18 protein-coding genes and 1 pseudogene are annotated in these 15798 nt (G+C 40.6%); 13 read left to right on the plus strand and 6 right to left on the minus strand.

Annotated features, from left to right (window positions below):
• Position 1: 1 nt before the first annotated feature.
• The 4 genes from nqrE (at position 2) to nqrM (ending at position 3342) form a co-directional block, all read left to right on the plus strand.
• The gene (nqrE, locus tag ACKLNX_RS10660; protein WP_412972349.1) at positions 2-610 is read left to right on the plus strand and encodes an NADH:ubiquinone reductase (Na(+)-transporting) subunit E; all 609 of its coding nucleotides are present in this window, start codon (positions 2-4) and stop codon (positions 608-610) included.
• 20 nt (positions 611-630) lie between these two features.
• The gene (gene nqrF / locus ACKLNX_RS10665) at positions 631-1863 is read left to right on the plus strand and encodes an NADH:ubiquinone reductase (Na(+)-transporting) subunit F (RefSeq protein ID WP_412972350.1); all 1233 of its coding nucleotides are present in this window, start codon (positions 631-633) and stop codon (positions 1861-1863) included.
• A gap of 170 nt (positions 1864-2033) precedes the next feature.
• On the plus strand, positions 2034-3041 hold the full coding sequence (locus ACKLNX_RS10670) for an FAD:protein FMN transferase (protein WP_412972351.1): 1008 nt from the start codon (positions 2034-2036) through the stop codon (positions 3039-3041).
• Positions 3042-3108: 67 nt separating this feature from the next.
• The gene (nqrM, locus tag ACKLNX_RS10675) at positions 3109-3342 is read left to right on the plus strand and encodes a (Na+)-NQR maturation NqrM (protein ID WP_411695149.1); all 234 of its coding nucleotides are present in this window, start codon (positions 3109-3111) and stop codon (positions 3340-3342) included.
• Positions 3343-3704: 362 nt separating this feature from the next.
• Here the strand turns inward: nqrM and ACKLNX_RS10680 are convergent, their stop codons facing one another.
• The gene (locus ACKLNX_RS10680) at positions 3705-4172 is read right to left on the minus strand and encodes a DUF3592 domain-containing protein (RefSeq protein WP_412972352.1); all 468 of its coding nucleotides are present in this window, start codon (positions 4170-4172) and stop codon (positions 3705-3707) included.
• Between the two features lie 296 nt (positions 4173-4468).
• On the opposite strand from ACKLNX_RS10680, the gene ACKLNX_RS10685 reads away from it, so the two are divergent.
• The 4 genes from ACKLNX_RS10685 to ACKLNX_RS10700 all read left to right on the plus strand — a co-directional run bounded on the left by ACKLNX_RS10685 (position 4469) and on the right by ACKLNX_RS10700 (position 7165).
• Positions 4469-4909, plus strand: coding sequence for a hypothetical protein (locus tag ACKLNX_RS10685; protein ID WP_412972353.1), 441 nt, complete (start codon positions 4469-4471; stop codon positions 4907-4909).
• Positions 4893-5045 (plus strand): hypothetical protein, encoded by a 153-nt coding sequence (locus ACKLNX_RS10690; protein WP_412972354.1) that lies wholly within the window; start codon positions 4893-4895, stop codon positions 5043-5045. Before ACKLNX_RS10685 ends, ACKLNX_RS10690 begins: the two co-directional genes overlap by 17 nt.
• A gap of 1068 nt (positions 5046-6113) precedes the next feature.
• Positions 6114-6518: a hypothetical protein gene (locus ACKLNX_RS10695; protein WP_412972355.1), complete on the plus strand. Its 405-nt coding sequence runs from the start codon at positions 6114-6116 to the stop codon at positions 6516-6518.
• 179 nt (positions 6519-6697) lie between these two features.
• Positions 6698-7165: a hypothetical protein gene (locus ACKLNX_RS10700; protein ID WP_412972356.1), complete on the plus strand. Its 468-nt coding sequence runs from the start codon at positions 6698-6700 to the stop codon at positions 7163-7165.
• Positions 7166-8242: 1077 nt separating this feature from the next.
• On the opposite strand, the gene ACKLNX_RS10705 is transcribed toward ACKLNX_RS10700, so the two are convergent.
• The 4 genes and pseudogenes from ACKLNX_RS10705 to ACKLNX_RS10720 all read right to left on the minus strand — a co-directional run bounded on the left by ACKLNX_RS10705 (position 8243) and on the right by ACKLNX_RS10720 (position 9560).
• Complete coding sequence (locus ACKLNX_RS10705) at positions 8243-8683, minus strand: hypothetical protein (RefSeq protein ID WP_412972357.1); 441 nt, start codon at positions 8681-8683, stop codon at positions 8243-8245.
• 11 nt (positions 8684-8694) lie between these two features.
• Positions 8695-8817: a hypothetical protein gene (locus tag ACKLNX_RS10710; protein ID WP_412972358.1), complete on the minus strand. Its 123-nt coding sequence runs from the start codon at positions 8815-8817 to the stop codon at positions 8695-8697.
• Between the two features lie 147 nt (positions 8818-8964).
• Positions 8965-9333: pseudogene (locus ACKLNX_RS10715) on the minus strand (RHS repeat-associated core domain-containing protein); the annotation flags it as partial.
• A gap of 32 nt (positions 9334-9365) precedes the next feature.
• Positions 9366-9560, minus strand: a complete 195-nt coding sequence (locus ACKLNX_RS10720) for a hypothetical protein (RefSeq protein ID WP_412972359.1) — start codon at positions 9558-9560, stop codon at positions 9366-9368.
• Positions 9561-9658: 98 nt separating this feature from the next.
• Between ACKLNX_RS10720 and dinB the strand changes: the two genes are divergently transcribed.
• From dinB to ACKLNX_RS10745, 5 genes are all read left to right on the plus strand, one after another.
• On the plus strand, positions 9659-10720 hold the full coding sequence (gene dinB / locus ACKLNX_RS10725) for a DNA polymerase IV (RefSeq protein ID WP_412972360.1): 1062 nt from the start codon (positions 9659-9661) through the stop codon (positions 10718-10720).
• A gap of 106 nt (positions 10721-10826) precedes the next feature.
• Positions 10827-12377: a M17 family metallopeptidase gene (locus ACKLNX_RS10730; RefSeq protein WP_412972361.1), complete on the plus strand. Its 1551-nt coding sequence runs from the start codon at positions 10827-10829 to the stop codon at positions 12375-12377.
• A gap of 8 nt (positions 12378-12385) precedes the next feature.
• Complete coding sequence (locus ACKLNX_RS10735; RefSeq protein ID WP_412972362.1) at positions 12386-12595, plus strand: DUF1653 domain-containing protein; 210 nt, start codon at positions 12386-12388, stop codon at positions 12593-12595.
• A gap of 121 nt (positions 12596-12716) precedes the next feature.
• Positions 12717-13580: an MBL fold metallo-hydrolase gene (locus ACKLNX_RS10740; protein ID WP_412972363.1), complete on the plus strand. Its 864-nt coding sequence runs from the start codon at positions 12717-12719 to the stop codon at positions 13578-13580.
• Positions 13556-14068, plus strand: coding sequence for a GNAT family N-acetyltransferase (locus tag ACKLNX_RS10745; protein ID WP_412972364.1), 513 nt, complete (start codon positions 13556-13558; stop codon positions 14066-14068). Before ACKLNX_RS10740 ends, ACKLNX_RS10745 begins: the two co-directional genes overlap by 25 nt.
• Positions 14069-14130: 62 nt before the next feature.
• Here the strand turns inward: ACKLNX_RS10745 and ACKLNX_RS10750 are convergent, their stop codons facing one another.
• Positions 14131-15798 carry an amidohydrolase gene (locus ACKLNX_RS10750; RefSeq protein ID WP_412972365.1) on the minus strand — a complete coding sequence of 556 codons (1668 nt, stop codon included), beginning with the start codon at positions 15796-15798 and terminating at the stop codon, positions 14131-14133.

Below are 15798 nucleotides of genomic sequence, written 5' to 3' on the forward strand. Positions count from 1 at the left end.
CATGGAACATTATTTAGCATTATTTATTAGAGCAGTATTTGTTGAGAACATGGCTTTGTCATTGTTCTTAGGAATGTGTACATTCTTGGCTGTATCGAAGAAAGTTAAAACGTCAATGGGTTTAGGTGTTGCAGTAATTGTTGTACTTGGTATTTCAGTACCTGTGAACCAAGTTATCTACGTAAACCTTTTAGCTCCAGGTGCTTTAGATTGGGCTGGTTTTCCAGATGCTGATCTGAGCTTTTTGAGCTTTTTGACCTTTATCGGCGTAATAGCTGCGTTAGTTCAAATTTTAGAAATGACATTGGATAAGTTCTTCCCAGCACTATACAACGCACTCGGGATTTTCTTACCGCTTATCACAGTTAACTGTGCAATATTCGGTGGTGTTGCCTTCGCAGTTCAACGCGAATATAACTTCACTGAAAGTATCGTTTACGGTATTGGTAGTGGCGCAGGTTGGGCTATAGCCATTATCTTGCTCGCTGCAGTACGTGAAAAGTTAAAGTATGCTGATATGCCAGATGGTATTCGCGGATTAGGTTCTGTGTTTATGATCGCAGGCTTAATGGCATTAGGTTTCCAGTCATTCACAGGTATTTCGCTGTAAAGCGAATAGGAGTATAGATAATGAATCAAATTGAAATCTATCTCGGTGTAGGCATGTTTATCGCTATTGTATTAGCGTTGGTATTCATCATCATGTTTGCAAAATCGAAATTAGTGCCTGAAGGTGATGTAGTAATCACTATTAATGGCGACCCAGATAAAGCAATTACAACCTCACCAGGTGGCAAGTTGCTTGGTGCCCTAGCTGATTCAGGTATTTTTGTATCTTCAGCATGTGGTGGTGGCGGTTCTTGCGGTCAATGTACTGTGGAAGTTAAGTCTGGTGGTGGTGAAATCCTACCTACCGAACTTGACCACATTTCTAAGCGTGAAGCTAAGCATGGCTGTCGTTTGTCTTGTCAGGTTTCTATCAAGCAAGACATGGACATTGAACTTCCTGAAGAAGTATTTGGTATCAAGAAATGGGAATGTGACGTTATTTCTAACAATAACGAAGCGACCTTCATCAAAGAGCTTAAATTAGCTATTCCAGACGGTGAGAGTGTTCCATTCCGCGCGGGTGGTTATATCCAGATTGAGGCTCCACCTCATCATGTGAAATACAAAGACTTCGATGTTCCAGATGAATATCGTAAAGACTGGGAGCACTTTGGCTTCTTCGATGTTGAGTCTAAATGTGATGAAGAAACTATTCGTGCATATTCAATGGCGAACTACCCGGAAGAAGAAGGTATTATTATGTTGAATGTGCGTATCGCTACGCCGCCACCTAATAACCTTAGTCTACCTGCAGGTAAAATGTCTTCTTTCATTTGGTCTCTTAAGCCAGGCGACAAAGTCACTATTTCAGGTCCATTTGGTGAATTCTTTGCCAAAGACACTGACGCTGAAATGGTATTTGTTGGTGGTGGTGCGGGTATGGCTCCAATGCGTTCACATATCTTTGATCAGCTTCGTCGAATCAAAACCGATCGTAAGATGACATTCTGGTACGGTGCTCGTTCATTGCGCGAAATGTTCTATGTTGAAGATTTCGATATGCTTGCAAAAGAAAACGATAACTTTGAATGGCATGTTGCGCTATCTGATCCGCAACCAGAAGATAATTGGGAAGGTGATACAGGATTTATCCATAATGTACTATTGGAAAACTACCTGAAAGACCACCCAGCCCCTGAAGATTGCGAGTTCTACATGTGTGGTCCACCTATGATGAACGCCGCAGTAATCAACATGCTTAAAGAGTTAGGCGTGGAAGATGAAAACATCATGCTAGATGACTTTGGTGGTTAATTAATTACCTAGTTATCAGTTGAAGATAAAAGGCGCCTTTCAGGCGTCTTTTTGTTTTAATCAAGCTACTATAATGATGTATAATCTCTCGAAATTAGCCTCGCTGGGGCTTCATCCTTTAAACCGATAGTTTGTGACAAAGATGTCATTTGTTCAATAGTGGAATAGTCTTGAAAATCTTATTATCCCTTTTCTTATTATTTGTAGTTTCATGCTCGCAAAAGCAAGCAATAGAAATTGCGATAAGTGGCAAAACGATGGGTACTACCTACAACATCAAGGTAGTGCAAGGAGTGGATGAGCAATTAGATGTCGCAGCGCTTCAAGCTGAAATTGATGATGCTTTAATCCAAGTTAATGCATTGATGTCGACTTACGACCCAGATTCAGAATTATCTCAATTAAACCGCACGGAAGCAGGGCAAGCTTTTCCGATATCAGAAAAGACTGAATTTGTGCTTCAGGAAGCCATCAGGTTGCACAAAGTAAGTGAGGGTACATTGGACATTACTGTCGGTCCTTTAGTCAACCTGTGGGGCTTTGGGCCTGACAAACGCCCAGAAGTGATACCTACTCAATCGCAACTTGATGAAATTAGAGATTATGTTGGCATCGATAAGTTTCGAATGAAGGATGGTGTTGTGACAAAGTTACACTCTAAGCTTTATATCGACTTATCAACAATCGCAAAAGGGTATGGTGTTGATGTGGTTGCTGATATTATAGAGCAAAATCAAATAAACAATTACCTTGTTGAAATTGGCGGCGAAATGAGAGTAGCCGGAAATAAAGCAAATGGTGCCGATTGGCGTATTGCGATAGAAAAACCAATTATTGGTGAACGCGCAGTGCAAAAGATTATCAGCATTGGGGACAATGCAATCGCAACGTCTGGCGATTATCGTAATTATTACGAACAGGATGGTATTCGATACTCTCATTTGATAGAGCCAAATACCGGCAAGCCAATTGCTCACAACTTGGTTTCTGTCACTGTTGTTCATCCATCATCGATGACTGCTGATGGACTGGCTACAGCCTTGAATGTGATGGGAGCTGAAAGAGCAAAAGCCTTAGCAGTAAAAAATAATTTAGCAGTTTTCATGATTGTGAAGGTAGGGGATGAATTTGTTGAATATGCATCTCCCGCGTTCACACAAGACATTACACAACATTAATCCCTAAAATAGCTTAGGGCTCAATGTCGTTGATATGCAGTAACAGATACACAAAAGAGAGGTTATCTTGAGTACATTTATTTTAGCGTTTGTATTTTTCTTATTGATGGTTGCAGCTATGGCCATTGGTTACATATTACAAAAGAAAACCATAGCAGGCAGTTGTGGTGGTTTAGGCGCACTTGGTATATCAAAAGCCTGCGACTGCCCAGAGCCATGCGATCGCAAGAAAGCCAGAATGGAACGAGAAGAAAAAAGAATGAAGAAAATAAAAGAGTGGCAGGATAATCAAATCCTTTAAGATTTGACCCTTAGCCTGTCATTACTGCGAAGGCAGTAACCTCCACCTATTTCCGCCTCAACCGTCATTACTGCGAAGGCAGTAATCTCCAACCTTTTCCGCCTCAATCGTCATTACTGCGAAGGCAGTAATCTCCAACTATTTCCGCCTCAACCGTCATTGCTGCGAAGGCAGTAATCTCCAACCATTTCCGCCTCAATCGTCATTACTGCGAAGGCAGTAATCTCCAACTATTTCCGCCTCAACCGTCATTACTGCGAAGGCAGTAATCTCCAACTATTTCCGCCTCAACCGTCATTACTGCGAAGGCAGTAATCTCCAACCTTTTACCACTATTCCAATGTATGCCTTTACTTTTCCCTTTATTTACGCTCTTTTCGCTCTCGTTTTTTATCTTCCAACACCCATCTTTTTCGCAAGTCAAAGTAAACCGCAGTAAATACTATCAACAACATACAAAAAACAAATATTAGTTTAACGTTAGAATTCTTTTGGAGAGTCAAAACTGCTATGTTTGCGTTGGTTTTGCTTACATAGACTGTAACTGCATCGCCAGCTTCATATTTTTCAGTTATCGCTTCAACATCTTCTAATTCTGAATAAAAATTAGAGCCAAAACTATATTTGTCAGACTCGTACTTATTTCCATTTATAGTATAAGAGTAAAGAACCTCAGAATAATACCCACTTGATGTTCGACCACCTGATGAAAAAGAACTAGTTGAACTAATTATCCTACCTTCAACTTTATTAAATTCGGTATCGTCCATCATGCCACCGATAATATTCTTGTATTGAACAAGAAAAAACGACATCAGTACTAAAAACATTACTATCCAATAAATCAGCTCTCTTTCTCTCGACCCAAACATCACATTACCTTCAACTGTCTTTTATTCCTTTACAGGTCTTAGTAGCACCCTTGCTATTCGATTTTCTGTCTATAGAGCTGTGACGCGAACTATCACTGCAACCCCCAAATTAATAATACTATCAAGAAAATGGCAGATTGGCGCTTACTACAGTATGATCAGCCGCTGATTTAGCAGGCACTGGCGATGTAGAATTGAAAGATGCGGAAAACGCGATTAAAGATTTAATAAAAAAGTAGCTTAAGGAAACATGCATGATAAACAATTTTAATATTGCGTTTTCGGCAATAGTATTTATGGCTTCGTTGTTTTTTGTTTCAAATAGTTTTTTAGAAAATGAAAAAAACCATAGTGGCCGCGTGAAAGCAGTATATTGTGCGGAGGATTCTAGGCACAAAGGGACGTTTTCTTATGAAATAGAATTAAACAATGACAAGAAATTTGGGAATCGATTAGATATCCCGTGTGAATTATTCTTAACTCTTAAAAAAGATGATCACATTAAACTGATATCAAGAGGCAATCGACTTATTAACATCAATTTTAATGGAATGTTAATATTTGATCAAAAATTAGTTGAAACTAGGGGCTCAAAGATTATTGCAATCTTTTTTTTCTTGATGGTTATTTCGGCCGGTGACTTGGGCTACCGGCTATATAAGAAGTTTTTCAAACAGGGTGGTTCGGTTAAATAGATATGCAGCAAACCACGGTGGAAATGTAGGTAGCCGTTATTCAGATGGTAGTGCTGTCGATACAAATGCTGCTGCAACGGATAGCGCAGGTAAATCAGGGAAGTTGGTCGTATGTGTTGCTAAAACGAGTTGCTAAGTGGGGGCTTTAATTCACACGCTTGACTGAGGTTAGTTATAACTAACTATAATTGTTTGTTTTTTACCCTGGAAAACAGTGGTGCATGATCACGATTATTCTATTACAAAGCACGGGTCCACCACCCCGAAGGTAAGGCCTGGAGTTTTGCGACAGATCTTGTGGCAGTAATTCAGATAACGTTTAAAATTGAAACTGATAACATCATCGCTATTGCTCTAAGAGGTTTGAGTATTGGGGTGGCGTTGTTGAAGGTGTTTTAACTAAGGGCTTACTAAATAATAGTGTTTCCAGTGCAACGTAGAATTTGACTCAATCTAGGTCGCAAAGGGTTCTAGCAAACTCTCAATCCTTGACAAATGCAAACAGTAAGTCAACTGCAGCACAAATTCAAGTAGGGTACGGCGATGCGGCAAGCGCAGCCGCCGCAGATAAAGTATGTAACGAAAAGGCAAATTGCTAATTATGAGAAGTTTAAAACTTTCTGAATCAACATCTACAAAAGGAAAAATGATTCGAACACTTTTGCACTTTTTTAAATGTAATTGTCGTTACTTTCTTTTATTTGATTTTAGTGAATAAAGTTGGTGCTGAATTTGGGATTGACGTAAATAGGCCATTCAAGGAATACGATAAAGTTACAGTCATTAGTGGTTTTGGATTGATGCTTCTTTTACTGACCGTTTTGTATGGCATATCATTTAAGATTTTAAGCTGGTTCTTTTTCAAGTTAAAAATTTAGTAATAGGCCAATACTACCGTTACTCATAAGTAGATGAAACGTCTACCCGCGAGAATTTAAGGGAGCCACTGGAGAGCGGAAGGCGACCAGCCAGCCATCAACACTAGTTTCTTTTACAACGAGTAGCAGGCTGGCTCATATTTACGATTATATTGTTACAAAGCACGGGTCTCTCACCCTGAATTAGGTCGCTTTATGCATACCGACCCCATTGGGTATGAAGATGGGATGAATTGGTATGCTTAGTTAGGAATCATCCTGTTAATGGAAAGGATCCGACGAGGTTGTATGGAAAGTTTAGATGGATTGACATGGAGGAATGCACAATGAAAACAAAAGCATTGATAGCAATTCTGTTTTTATTTGTAGTCGCATTTTTAGCGTACTATTGGGTTTACGTTAGGTCTGAAGAGAACATTGCGAAACAACGAATTTCCGTTTGTCAGTTTTTTGAAATATCACATCAGCTTACAAGCTTTTATTCAAATAATTCGACATACCCTGATGAGGCCTATTGGATTAATTCAATCAATGCTAAGTTCGTAGATAAACAATGTAGGGGAGAGTTGCTCCCTGCATTAAACTCGTTTAGAGATGCACTAGGTGCAACGTACGAATATAAAAAGCTTGGGGAGCACTCAATTATTATTTCGCGTGTACCTCAAAATGACGAATCTTCATCAGATTTGTTTCCTCAACAAATGATATTTGTTAAAGGAAAAATTAAGTAAAATCAGAGTATATTTTTTTGTACCCAATGTGACATTTCCAATGTTTTATTTTATTGGGCCAAGGCGGTATTGGAAGAGTTTTTGGTTTTTGAAACGTCTACTTAGATTTGGCGTGATTGAGCAGCCAAAGTTTGACTTGCAACCAGAAGTTATTTTCAAAGAATACGGAGACGCATATTTTGAACGCTAAAATCTTTTTTATGTTTATATTTTTTTCTTTTAACGCATTTTCTAGCACTAATTGTGCATCAGGCCGAGTATGCTTTGAGTTTGATGAAAGAGCCATCGAACTTCCTGAAAGCTACAGTTTGGATACGAGGTACTCAGTAAAAGGTGAAGGTATTCGCTTTAGTAAATATGACGGCGAAATACTCTATAGTTCACCTGTGAGTCAATTCTTAATCTCAACAGTAGCAGAATGTGGAGAAGTATGTGATGTGCTATTTGAAGGATCAGACTTATTCGATAAGTTGCATACATATACAGATGGAAACGTAATTGCCTACTCATGGCAATTGAATAAGCTAGAGCCTGATAATTGGGTTGGAGTGATTTTTACGAAAACAATTGCTATTACTGTCTTTTTTGACAAAGAACAATGGCACAAGTGGGTGACGGAGCTAAACCTTAAAAAAGTGCCACATTGAACATATATATACCAGCTGCAGTACAATAGCGCTCACTGACAGCTTTAGCTCCAGTGAATTTGCGCCTAGTCTGTCTAGAAAATCACATTAGTCAATGGCAGTTACACAAAGCCTGTTGCAGGCTCGGCTATAGTGTAAATTTGGCTAATGATCTGCGTACCCGCCTAAAATGCAATTTTATTCTAGTGGAACATATGTCATATATCCATGGAATAAAAACCAATGCATGAAACAGCATGGAAAGAAATCATCTTATTTTGACTTCTTCATAAACCGTTTCTTTACCACCAAAGTTACCATTTGGGTTACACCATATAAAAAGTATAGGCTCACCACCATAGCCAACGATTTCAGAAAAAACACAACCCAAAACCAAATCGGCCGGCTATCTAAAAGCAACCTGTTCCCAGTTCTAAGGTCTTGCATTTCCTTCATATAAATACCCGACCAAAGCTCTTGTCCAAGCCAATAAACAAGAAAAATACAAATAAATGTCCATAAAAATAGGCTAGGCCGAAGCTTAATTTTCAAAATGAAATTCTCCAGATTAGATTTCAACACGCTTCTCTAGCATATGTCTCCTTAATACCAATGATGAAAATAGGTACTCATTACGTGACCTGGTTTTTTTTATCTCTTGTGCGGAGCATACTTACCTCAGCAAAGCGTGTGAATAAAAGCCCCCACTTATCAACTCGTTTTAGCAAAACATACGAGAAGTTGTCCTGATTTACCTGCGATATCCGCTGCAGCATTAAATCTATTTAACCGAGACACCCTGTTTGAAAAACTTCTTATATAGCCGGTAGCCCAAGTCACCGGCCGAAATAACCATCAAGAAAAAAAGATTGCAATAATCTTTGAGCCCCTAATTTCAACTAATTTTTGTTAAAGGAAAAATTAGGTAATATCCGAGTATATTTTTTATTACCCGCTTGTCCCAATACTCCGCATATACTGATTCAGTTATCGCAATCTCTGTTATATAAATAGTGTTTTTAGACCTTACTAAATCAGAACTATTGAATATTACTGCCTTATCGTACCCTCTTGACCTAATGTCAATTGAAGTCAATGTTAAAACAACAATTCTGGGATTTTTGAAATGTATACACCGGAAATGAACATAGTAAATGATGTTACAACCGTGACTCCACCAATTAGAAATAAAATTTTCTGTTTTGTTGCGCTTAAAACTGAATATCTTTCTTTGATTTCCACCCACTTTTTACTGGTAATAAAGTAACGCCAAGAAATGACGATAAAAACGAAAACTAACCAATGGGATAAGATAATTTCTGGCACTAGAGGGCTGATCCATTGCCCCTTCATCACACTTACTAAATCGGTTAGTAAAAAAATATCAAAGTAATAACACAAGCCGTAAATAAAAAAGTGAATGACAAAAGAAAACATACAAACCGCCCAAACCTCGGGATTTGCGCTAACATACCATGCTTTTTTATCACTGAACTCGTATAGCGAATAAAAAACAGTATCGAGATATTTACTAACCACGGTCACTACTCCTAATAGATAACGTAAGGTGAATTAGAGCGAATTGCGTTGCCCTGTAATTCGGACAGGTAATTAATAGTTTCACCCATAAGTTCTAAACCTCCATTATCTGTTGCAGTTATACCGATTGACATAACAGCGGCTGGTAAGTTAACAATTCCACTGATAGCTATAGTGGTTTTCAGTACAAATGGAGTTGATGTCAGTTCTTCCCGATTCGCATTTTGAATACTACTTGCGAGTCCGACTAAAGTGAAAACGCCACCACCTATTTTTCCCGCTTAGGCGAATGACATTGTTTTCATATGTTGGTTACCAAGCCAACCACTGATGTATGTTCTCAACTCACCAGTAGTAGTGAAACCAAAAGTGTCTGGTTTTAACCCTAAAGCTATAGCTCCTGCGCTTCCAGCCGCGGTAGCGAGAGCTACATCTTCGGCTTTATCACTTTTAGGCTCAGCGTCACTTGTATCACCCTCATATGATACGCCCCCGCACCTTTCTTTATCCTGAAACTTACACATGCCTGTTGGGTCTTTCCCATTAACCGGATCATTCCCCACATAAGCATACCAATTCATCCCATCTTCATAACCAGTGGGGTCGGTCTGCATAAAGCGCCCTAATTCAGGATGATAACCCCGTGCTTTGTAATAAACTACTTTTTAGAATTGAATTCCAACTAAACTTTCTTTAGCGCAACAGCAATTTCTTTTAATAATTGAAGATGCACTTTAAGCATCTCAATAAATCTAGGGTTTTCATTTCTATATTCAATGACAGCCGTTAAGAAAAGCCCTCTTAACTCTGTTTCATCTAAGCCTATCACTTCTTCACTTTCAAAGCAGATTGGAATGGAAAAAGAAAAAGACCACAATAATATATTGCTGAATCCACTTCATTTAGCGATACTGTCTATATATACAGTTTTCGTCTATATGTGAGGCTCACCCATTCACATCTTGGTTTTGTAAAATGCGTAAATTCATTCATATCGACATGGATTGTTTCTATGCTGCCGTGGAGATGCGTGACAACCCGTCGCTGCAGTTTAAACCTATCGCTATAGGTGGTAGTGCGGATCGCCGCGGCGTTATAGCAACTTGCAATTATCCAGCAAGGGAGTTTGGTGTGCGCTCAGCAATGGCAACGGCCACAGCCCTTAGACTGTGTCCCGACCTTGTGCTTGTTAAGGGGAGAATGGACGAGTACAAAAAAGTCTCAGATCATATAAAAGAAATATTCTTGCGTTATACCGACCAGATCGAACCGCTTTCGCTCGATGAAGCTTTTTTAGATGTGACTGATAGTGAGCTCTTCGGTGGAAGTGCAACTTATATTGCAGAAGATATACGCCGCACAATATTTGAAGAAACGGGCTTAACTGCATCAGCCGGTGTCGCGCCGATTAAGTTTGTTGCAAAAGTGGCAAGTGATGAGAACAAACCGAACGGTATATGTGTCATTAACCCTTCGCAGCTCGATGATTTTGTGAAAAAACTGCCATTGAAAAAAATACCAGGCGTGGGCAAAGTCACTTTGGAGAAGTTGAATAAACTTGGGCTTTTCAAATGTGAAGACATTCGTACTTTTCCTATTGAAAAGCTGCACAAGCATTTTGGGAAGTTTGGGGCGTCATTATGGAAGCGAGCTCACGCCATTGATGAGAGGAGATTGTCTACCAATAGAAAGCGTAAATCGATTGGTGTAGAGAGAACCTTAGATAAAGATCTAGTGAGTTTGGATGAATGTAAGGCAGTCATCCTCAAGCTTCTACCAAAATTGTACGAACGAATAGATGCGAAGAAACAGCGACCCATTAAATCGCTAGGTGTTAAACTAAAGTTTGATGATTTTCAACAAACCACTGTTGAGCAACAAAGCGTCGAAGTAAATGAGCAATTATTGATCGATCTTTTGTCTAAAGCTTTCGAGCGGCGAGAAGGCCGAAATGTACGTTTGGTCGGGCTTCACGTGTCATTATCAGAAAAATTAAACACGGATCAATTAGCTTTACCCTTGTTTACCGACGAATAAGTCCTATACTTTGCGAAAAATAATAATAATAAGCTACGTTTAAAAAGGTCTTCCTGTAATTGTGGACGACTTTTTATTCTATATGCATATCCTAACGGAGAAATGAATGCCTTTTCCTCAAGCAGTATTAGAAACAGATATTACCAAATTGACTCACGACTACGATGCCTATGTGCTCGTAAGTAATACATTGTCGAGTCAGCATTACCCCAACATTCAAGCAAGTTTAGAAAGCCAGCAGATTATGGACGCACGTGTTGGCGTTCAGCCTAGCCTTGTAGCTGCTGATGTCGCAGGTAAGCGACTTCTGCATGTTCCTGTTGGTAAATTAGATCGTGACTATGATGATGTGCGTCGCCTTTTTGATGCGACCCGCAATATCGCCCAAACATTATTAGACTCAGGTGTTCGCAAGCCCTTATTAGAAATCAATTTGTTTGGCCTGACAGATGGTCAAACTGCGCAGTTGAAAAATGCTATCGAAGCGGCCTACCTTGGTTTATGTCAAGGTTTGTGGCAGCCACTTGAAGCTCGACAAGCACTTGATGAAAATGAAATTGAGCCAATTGAATTTGTGGGTTTGATGGAAAGTAACGGACAAGTCGATACGCAAAGATTAATTGCCATCGAAGCTGGTAAGCGTGTTGCTAGAGACCTATGTGGCACTGAGCCAGAGCGCATGGCTCCTCCAGGCTTTGCTGACTATTGCGTAGACACGTTCAAAGACTCAAATGTAAAAGTCACTGTCATTTCGGATGACGCGCAAATTCGCCACGAATATCCTTTGTTGCACGCGGTTGCTCGAGCTTCGGTAGAAGTGAAGAGACATCGTCCACGTGTTATCCGCTTGGTGTATCAACCAGAAGGTGAAATCAATAAAACGCTACTATTTGCAGGGAAGGGGATCACCTTCGATACAGGTGGTGCGGATCTAAAAGTCAATGGTCACATGGCTGGCATGAGTCGCGACAAAGGCGGAGCGGCTGGGGTTGCTGGGTTTATGAAGACAGTTTCAATGTTAGCGCCTAAAGGCGTGAAAGTCATTGCTGAAATTGGGGCAGTTCGCAATAGCATCGGTGCAGAAGCCTTTATTCCGGACGAAATAATCACAAGCCATGCTGGTATTAGAGTCCGAGTCGGAAATACAGATGCAGAAGGTAGAATGTTGTTGGCTGATTTGTTATCACACCTGCGTAAGGACGCATTAACAGCGGTGAATCCTGAACTGTTCTCAGTCGCTACTCTTACAGGCCATGCAGCTATTGCTTTAGGTCCTTATACGGCATTGGTTGAGAATAAACCTGCCCGAAACATAGGTGTCTCTCAGAAACTGTTTGCTCAAGGTGAGTTGTGCGCGGATCCTGTCGAGCCATCTTTATCTCGTCGTGAAGACTTTGATTTTATCAAGCCAAGAACAAAAGCTGATGACGTCCTGTCGTCTAATAATGCTCCATCTGTGACAACAATGCGTGGGCATCAGTTCCCAATGGCGTTCTTAACAGTCGCATCGGGTTTAGATAAGCACGAAGCAAATTGTGAACTACCCTTGCCTTATACGCATGTAGATATCGCTGGCAGTGGTGTTGAGAACTTAGATTGGCAGCATGGCAAACCAACAGCTGCGCCAGTTAACGTGTTTGTAAACACTTACTTATAGGTGAACGTTTGAAAACTGGATTATATAGGCACTACAAAGGCAACACTTATGAAGTCATAGGTGTTGCGACGCATTCAGAAGATGAAACAGAGCTTGTCGTATATCGTCCAACTTACGGTGAACGTGGCTTGTGGGTCCGACCGTATGATATGTTCAATGAACAGATCGAAGTAGACGGAAAAGTAGTACAAAGGTTTGCGTTTGTGGGTGACGAGTAGCTTCTATTTTTTACACTGAGCGCTAAGTTCGTTGAAACGAATTGCATAAAAACGAATATTAACAATTGATTATCAAGCGATAAGCCAATAATAACCCAACGATAAACCGAAGGAACAATAGATGAAAAAGATATTGCAAAAAACCTCTATAGCGTTGTCTCTAGCTGCGCTGATGAGTTCAAGTGTATTTGCTCAAGGTCGCTTTGACAATGTAGAAGTCAAAGCTCAAGCCATAGGTGGTTCAGTCCATATGCTTGTGGGTGCAGGCGGTAATATTGGTGTTTCTGCTGGGCCTGACGGTTTGTTAATTGTAGATGATCAATATGCCGATTTAGCTGAAAAAATCGCGACGACCCTCGCAGATATCAGCAAGGAACAAACTCGCTATGTAATCAATACTCATTTTCATGGCGATCATACAGGCTCTAACGCGTTCTTCAGCAAACACAAAAAAGCGACTATCTTTGCTCATGACAACGTACGAGTTCGACTAAGTGCAGGTGAGGAAACGGACCCAGCAATGCTGCCAGTTGTGACATATGATAAAGGCGTTAAGTTTCATATGAACGGCGAAACCGTACATGTGTTTCATTTAGCAAATGCGCATACCGATGGCGATAGCGCTGTGTGGTTTGAACAACCTGACATATTGCACACCGGCGATTTATTCTTTAAAGATTGGTTTCCATTCATCGACCTAAATTCAGGCGGCTCTGTGACTGGTTACATCACGGCTGTTGAAACATTGCTAGGCATGATCGACGGTGGCACTAAAGTTATTCCTGGGCACGGTGCGCTAGCGAATAAGGGCGATTACGAACGCTTTTTGAATATGATAAAGCAGACCTATGCTTATGTTCAGGCCAAAAAGGCTGCTGGCATGAGTGAAGATGACGTGGTGAAAGCTGGCTTAGAAGAAAAGTGGAAGAGTTGGTCTTGGAATTTCATTACTGAAGAAAGATGGATCAGAACCTTATACAAGTAGGTTCTGAGTTAACACTTAAAGCAGCCGCAAGCTCAGACTTTGCGGCTGTTGCCTCCTGGTTTGAGCCCATATCAAGCACTGCTGCAACTCACCTTATTCGCCAATGGGCAGGTCCAAATGTTCCCAAACCCTGTTCCGCTGAACTTTTAGCCGACTACATTTCGTCAGGCAATTACCATTCATATATTCTCCAAGATGAATCCAATATTCTTGGTTTTGGCCAATTTCAATTGGTTAAGCATCGTGTGCATTTGGCAAGACTTGTTATTAGGTCTGAGTTTCGAGGGTTGGGTGTAGCGAAGCGTTTGCTGACCGAATTAATAGAGGCTGCACAAACTTATACTGAGGTAAAAGAAGTCTCTCTATTCGTATACATGGAAAATACTAAAGCGATTCAATGTTATGAAACTTATGGATTTGCAGAGTCTCCAACGCCAGCAGGTGTGAACTTATTGGCTGACTGTCGTTTTATGACTCTGCGTTATTAAGCTAATTCAATTAAGCTATCTCAACTCAGCTATCTCAACTAAGCTATCTCAGTTTCGACGAATTACAATGAGAAAACTTGCTTTCCGTTTATCCATGTTTCGAGAACTTGTGTATCTCGAATGTCAGAAGCGGGTACTTCAAATATATCTCTATCCACAAAGATAAAGTCAGCGCGCTTGCCCACTTCAAGAGTACCAATTTTATCATCCTGGAAGGCAGCGTAAGCAGCGTCCAAAGTGAAGCCACGCAGTGCTTCTTGTCTGCTTACTTTTTCTTCTGGGATCCAACCAGTTTTAGGTTGCATGTTCGCATTTTGACGAGTCACTGCAGCATGAAGTCCATGGAACGCATTTGCTAGCTCGACTGGAAAGTCGGAACCAAATGCGATTCTCGAACCTTGCTCTAAAAATGTTCTCCAAGCATACGCACCTTTGAGCCTTGCTTTACCAATGCGGTCTTCCGCCATGTTCATATCACTAGTCGCATGAGTTGGTTGCATAGAAGGAATAACACCGAGAGTTTTAAATAAAGGAATATCTTCAACGGCAATCACTTGTGCATGTTCAATTCGGTGACGTTCAGTGTTTTCTGGGAAAGTCTTGAAAGTTGAGGCGAAGTGCTGCAATGCTAATCTATTCGCTCTATCACCAATGGCATGGAAGTTTAGCTGGAAGTTTGCACCTAACACTTTATTGAATAAGTTTGGTAGCTCCTCTTGTGGAGTAACCAATAATCCGTGATTGTCTTTATCATCGGAGTAGGGCTCGATTAAAGCAGCTCCGCGGCTCCCTAAGGCACCATCACCGTAGGCTTTTACACTGCGAATACTCAACATGTCATCTTCGGTTCTAATGTGGCCGGTGGCTAACATTGCGTCAATCTGGGGATCAACTGCTGATAACATTGCATAAACTCGCATTCTAAGCTTGCCAGATGCTGCTTGCTGCTGATAAAAGTCATACACCTGTTTGCTGATGCCAGCATCGTGAGCGCTCGTTATGCCTAGTGCAAGTAAATGGTCTGTTGCAGTATCAAGTTGCAGCGACAATTGCTCTAAATTGGGTTTTGGGATCAACCTTGTTACTAAGTCTTCAGCGTTATCTATTAATAAGCCTGTAGGCTGGCCATTTTCATCTTTGACAATTTCGCCGCCAGAAGGAGAGGGAGTGTTAGCATCAATTCCAGCAAGTTCCAGTGCAACGCTATTAACCCAAACTGCGTGTCCATCTACACGGGATAACACCACAGGTCTGTTCTTAATAACGGCGTCCAAACTAGCTTTACTTGGAAACTCTTTACTTGGCCACAATACCTGATTCCAGCCATCGCCGATGATCCATTGGCTTTTATCATCTTTTGTTGAGTCTGCTTCATGCTGGCTAACAAATGCTAAAATACGCTTAACTGCTTCATCTTCACTGCTGCTACCGCGTAAATCAACTTCAAGTAAATTTTGACCAAGACCTAAAATATGGCCATGCGCGTCAATTAAGCCAGGCAACATGACTTTGCCGTTACCATCAATCTTATTTGTAATACCCTTGGGTGCTTGGGGCAAATTAATCCCGACAATAAAGTCGTCTTCAAACGCAATATTTTTGAATGTCACTAACTTGCCATGCTGATTTAAAGTATAACCTTTAACATTTTCAATATACGTCAGTGACTGAGCTGCATACGAGATAAACGTCAGCAATGTGCACAGTAGTATTTTGTGGATCGAATTCAT

The sequence above is a fragment of the Glaciecola sp. MF2-115 genome, assembly GCF_047250385.1.
GTDB lineage: Bacteria > Pseudomonadota > Gammaproteobacteria > Enterobacterales > Alteromonadaceae > Glaciecola.

Coding starts and splice junctions, on each gene's coding strand:
- nqrE (WP_412972349.1), top strand. CDS start 2: ATGGAACATTATTTAGCATTATTTATTAGAGCAGTATTTGTTGAGAAC.
- nqrF (WP_412972350.1), top strand. CDS start 631: ATGAATCAAATTGAAATCTATCTCGGTGTAGGCATGTTTATCGCTATT.
- ACKLNX_RS10680 (WP_412972352.1), bottom strand. CDS start 4,172: ATGTTTTTAGTACTGATGTCGTTTTTTCTTGTTCAATACAAGAATATT.
- ACKLNX_RS10685 (WP_412972353.1), top strand. CDS start 4,469: ATGATAAACAATTTTAATATTGCGTTTTCGGCAATAGTATTTATGGCT.
- ACKLNX_RS10695 (WP_412972355.1), top strand. CDS start 6,114: ATGAAAACAAAAGCATTGATAGCAATTCTGTTTTTATTTGTAGTCGCA.
- ACKLNX_RS10710 (WP_412972358.1), bottom strand. CDS start 8,817: ATGTCAATCGGTATAACTGCAACAGATAATGGAGGTTTAGAACTTATG.
- dinB (WP_412972360.1), top strand. CDS start 9,659: ATGCGTAAATTCATTCATATCGACATGGATTGTTTCTATGCTGCCGTG.
- ACKLNX_RS10730 (WP_412972361.1), top strand. CDS start 10,827: ATGCCTTTTCCTCAAGCAGTATTAGAAACAGATATTACCAAATTGACT.
- ACKLNX_RS10740 (WP_412972363.1), top strand. CDS start 12,717: ATGAAAAAGATATTGCAAAAAACCTCTATAGCGTTGTCTCTAGCTGCG.
- ACKLNX_RS10745 (WP_412972364.1), top strand. CDS start 13,556: ATGGATCAGAACCTTATACAAGTAGGTTCTGAGTTAACACTTAAAGCA.
- ACKLNX_RS10750 (WP_412972365.1), bottom strand. CDS start 15,798: ATGAATTCGATCCACAAAATACTACTGTGCACATTGCTGACGTTTATC.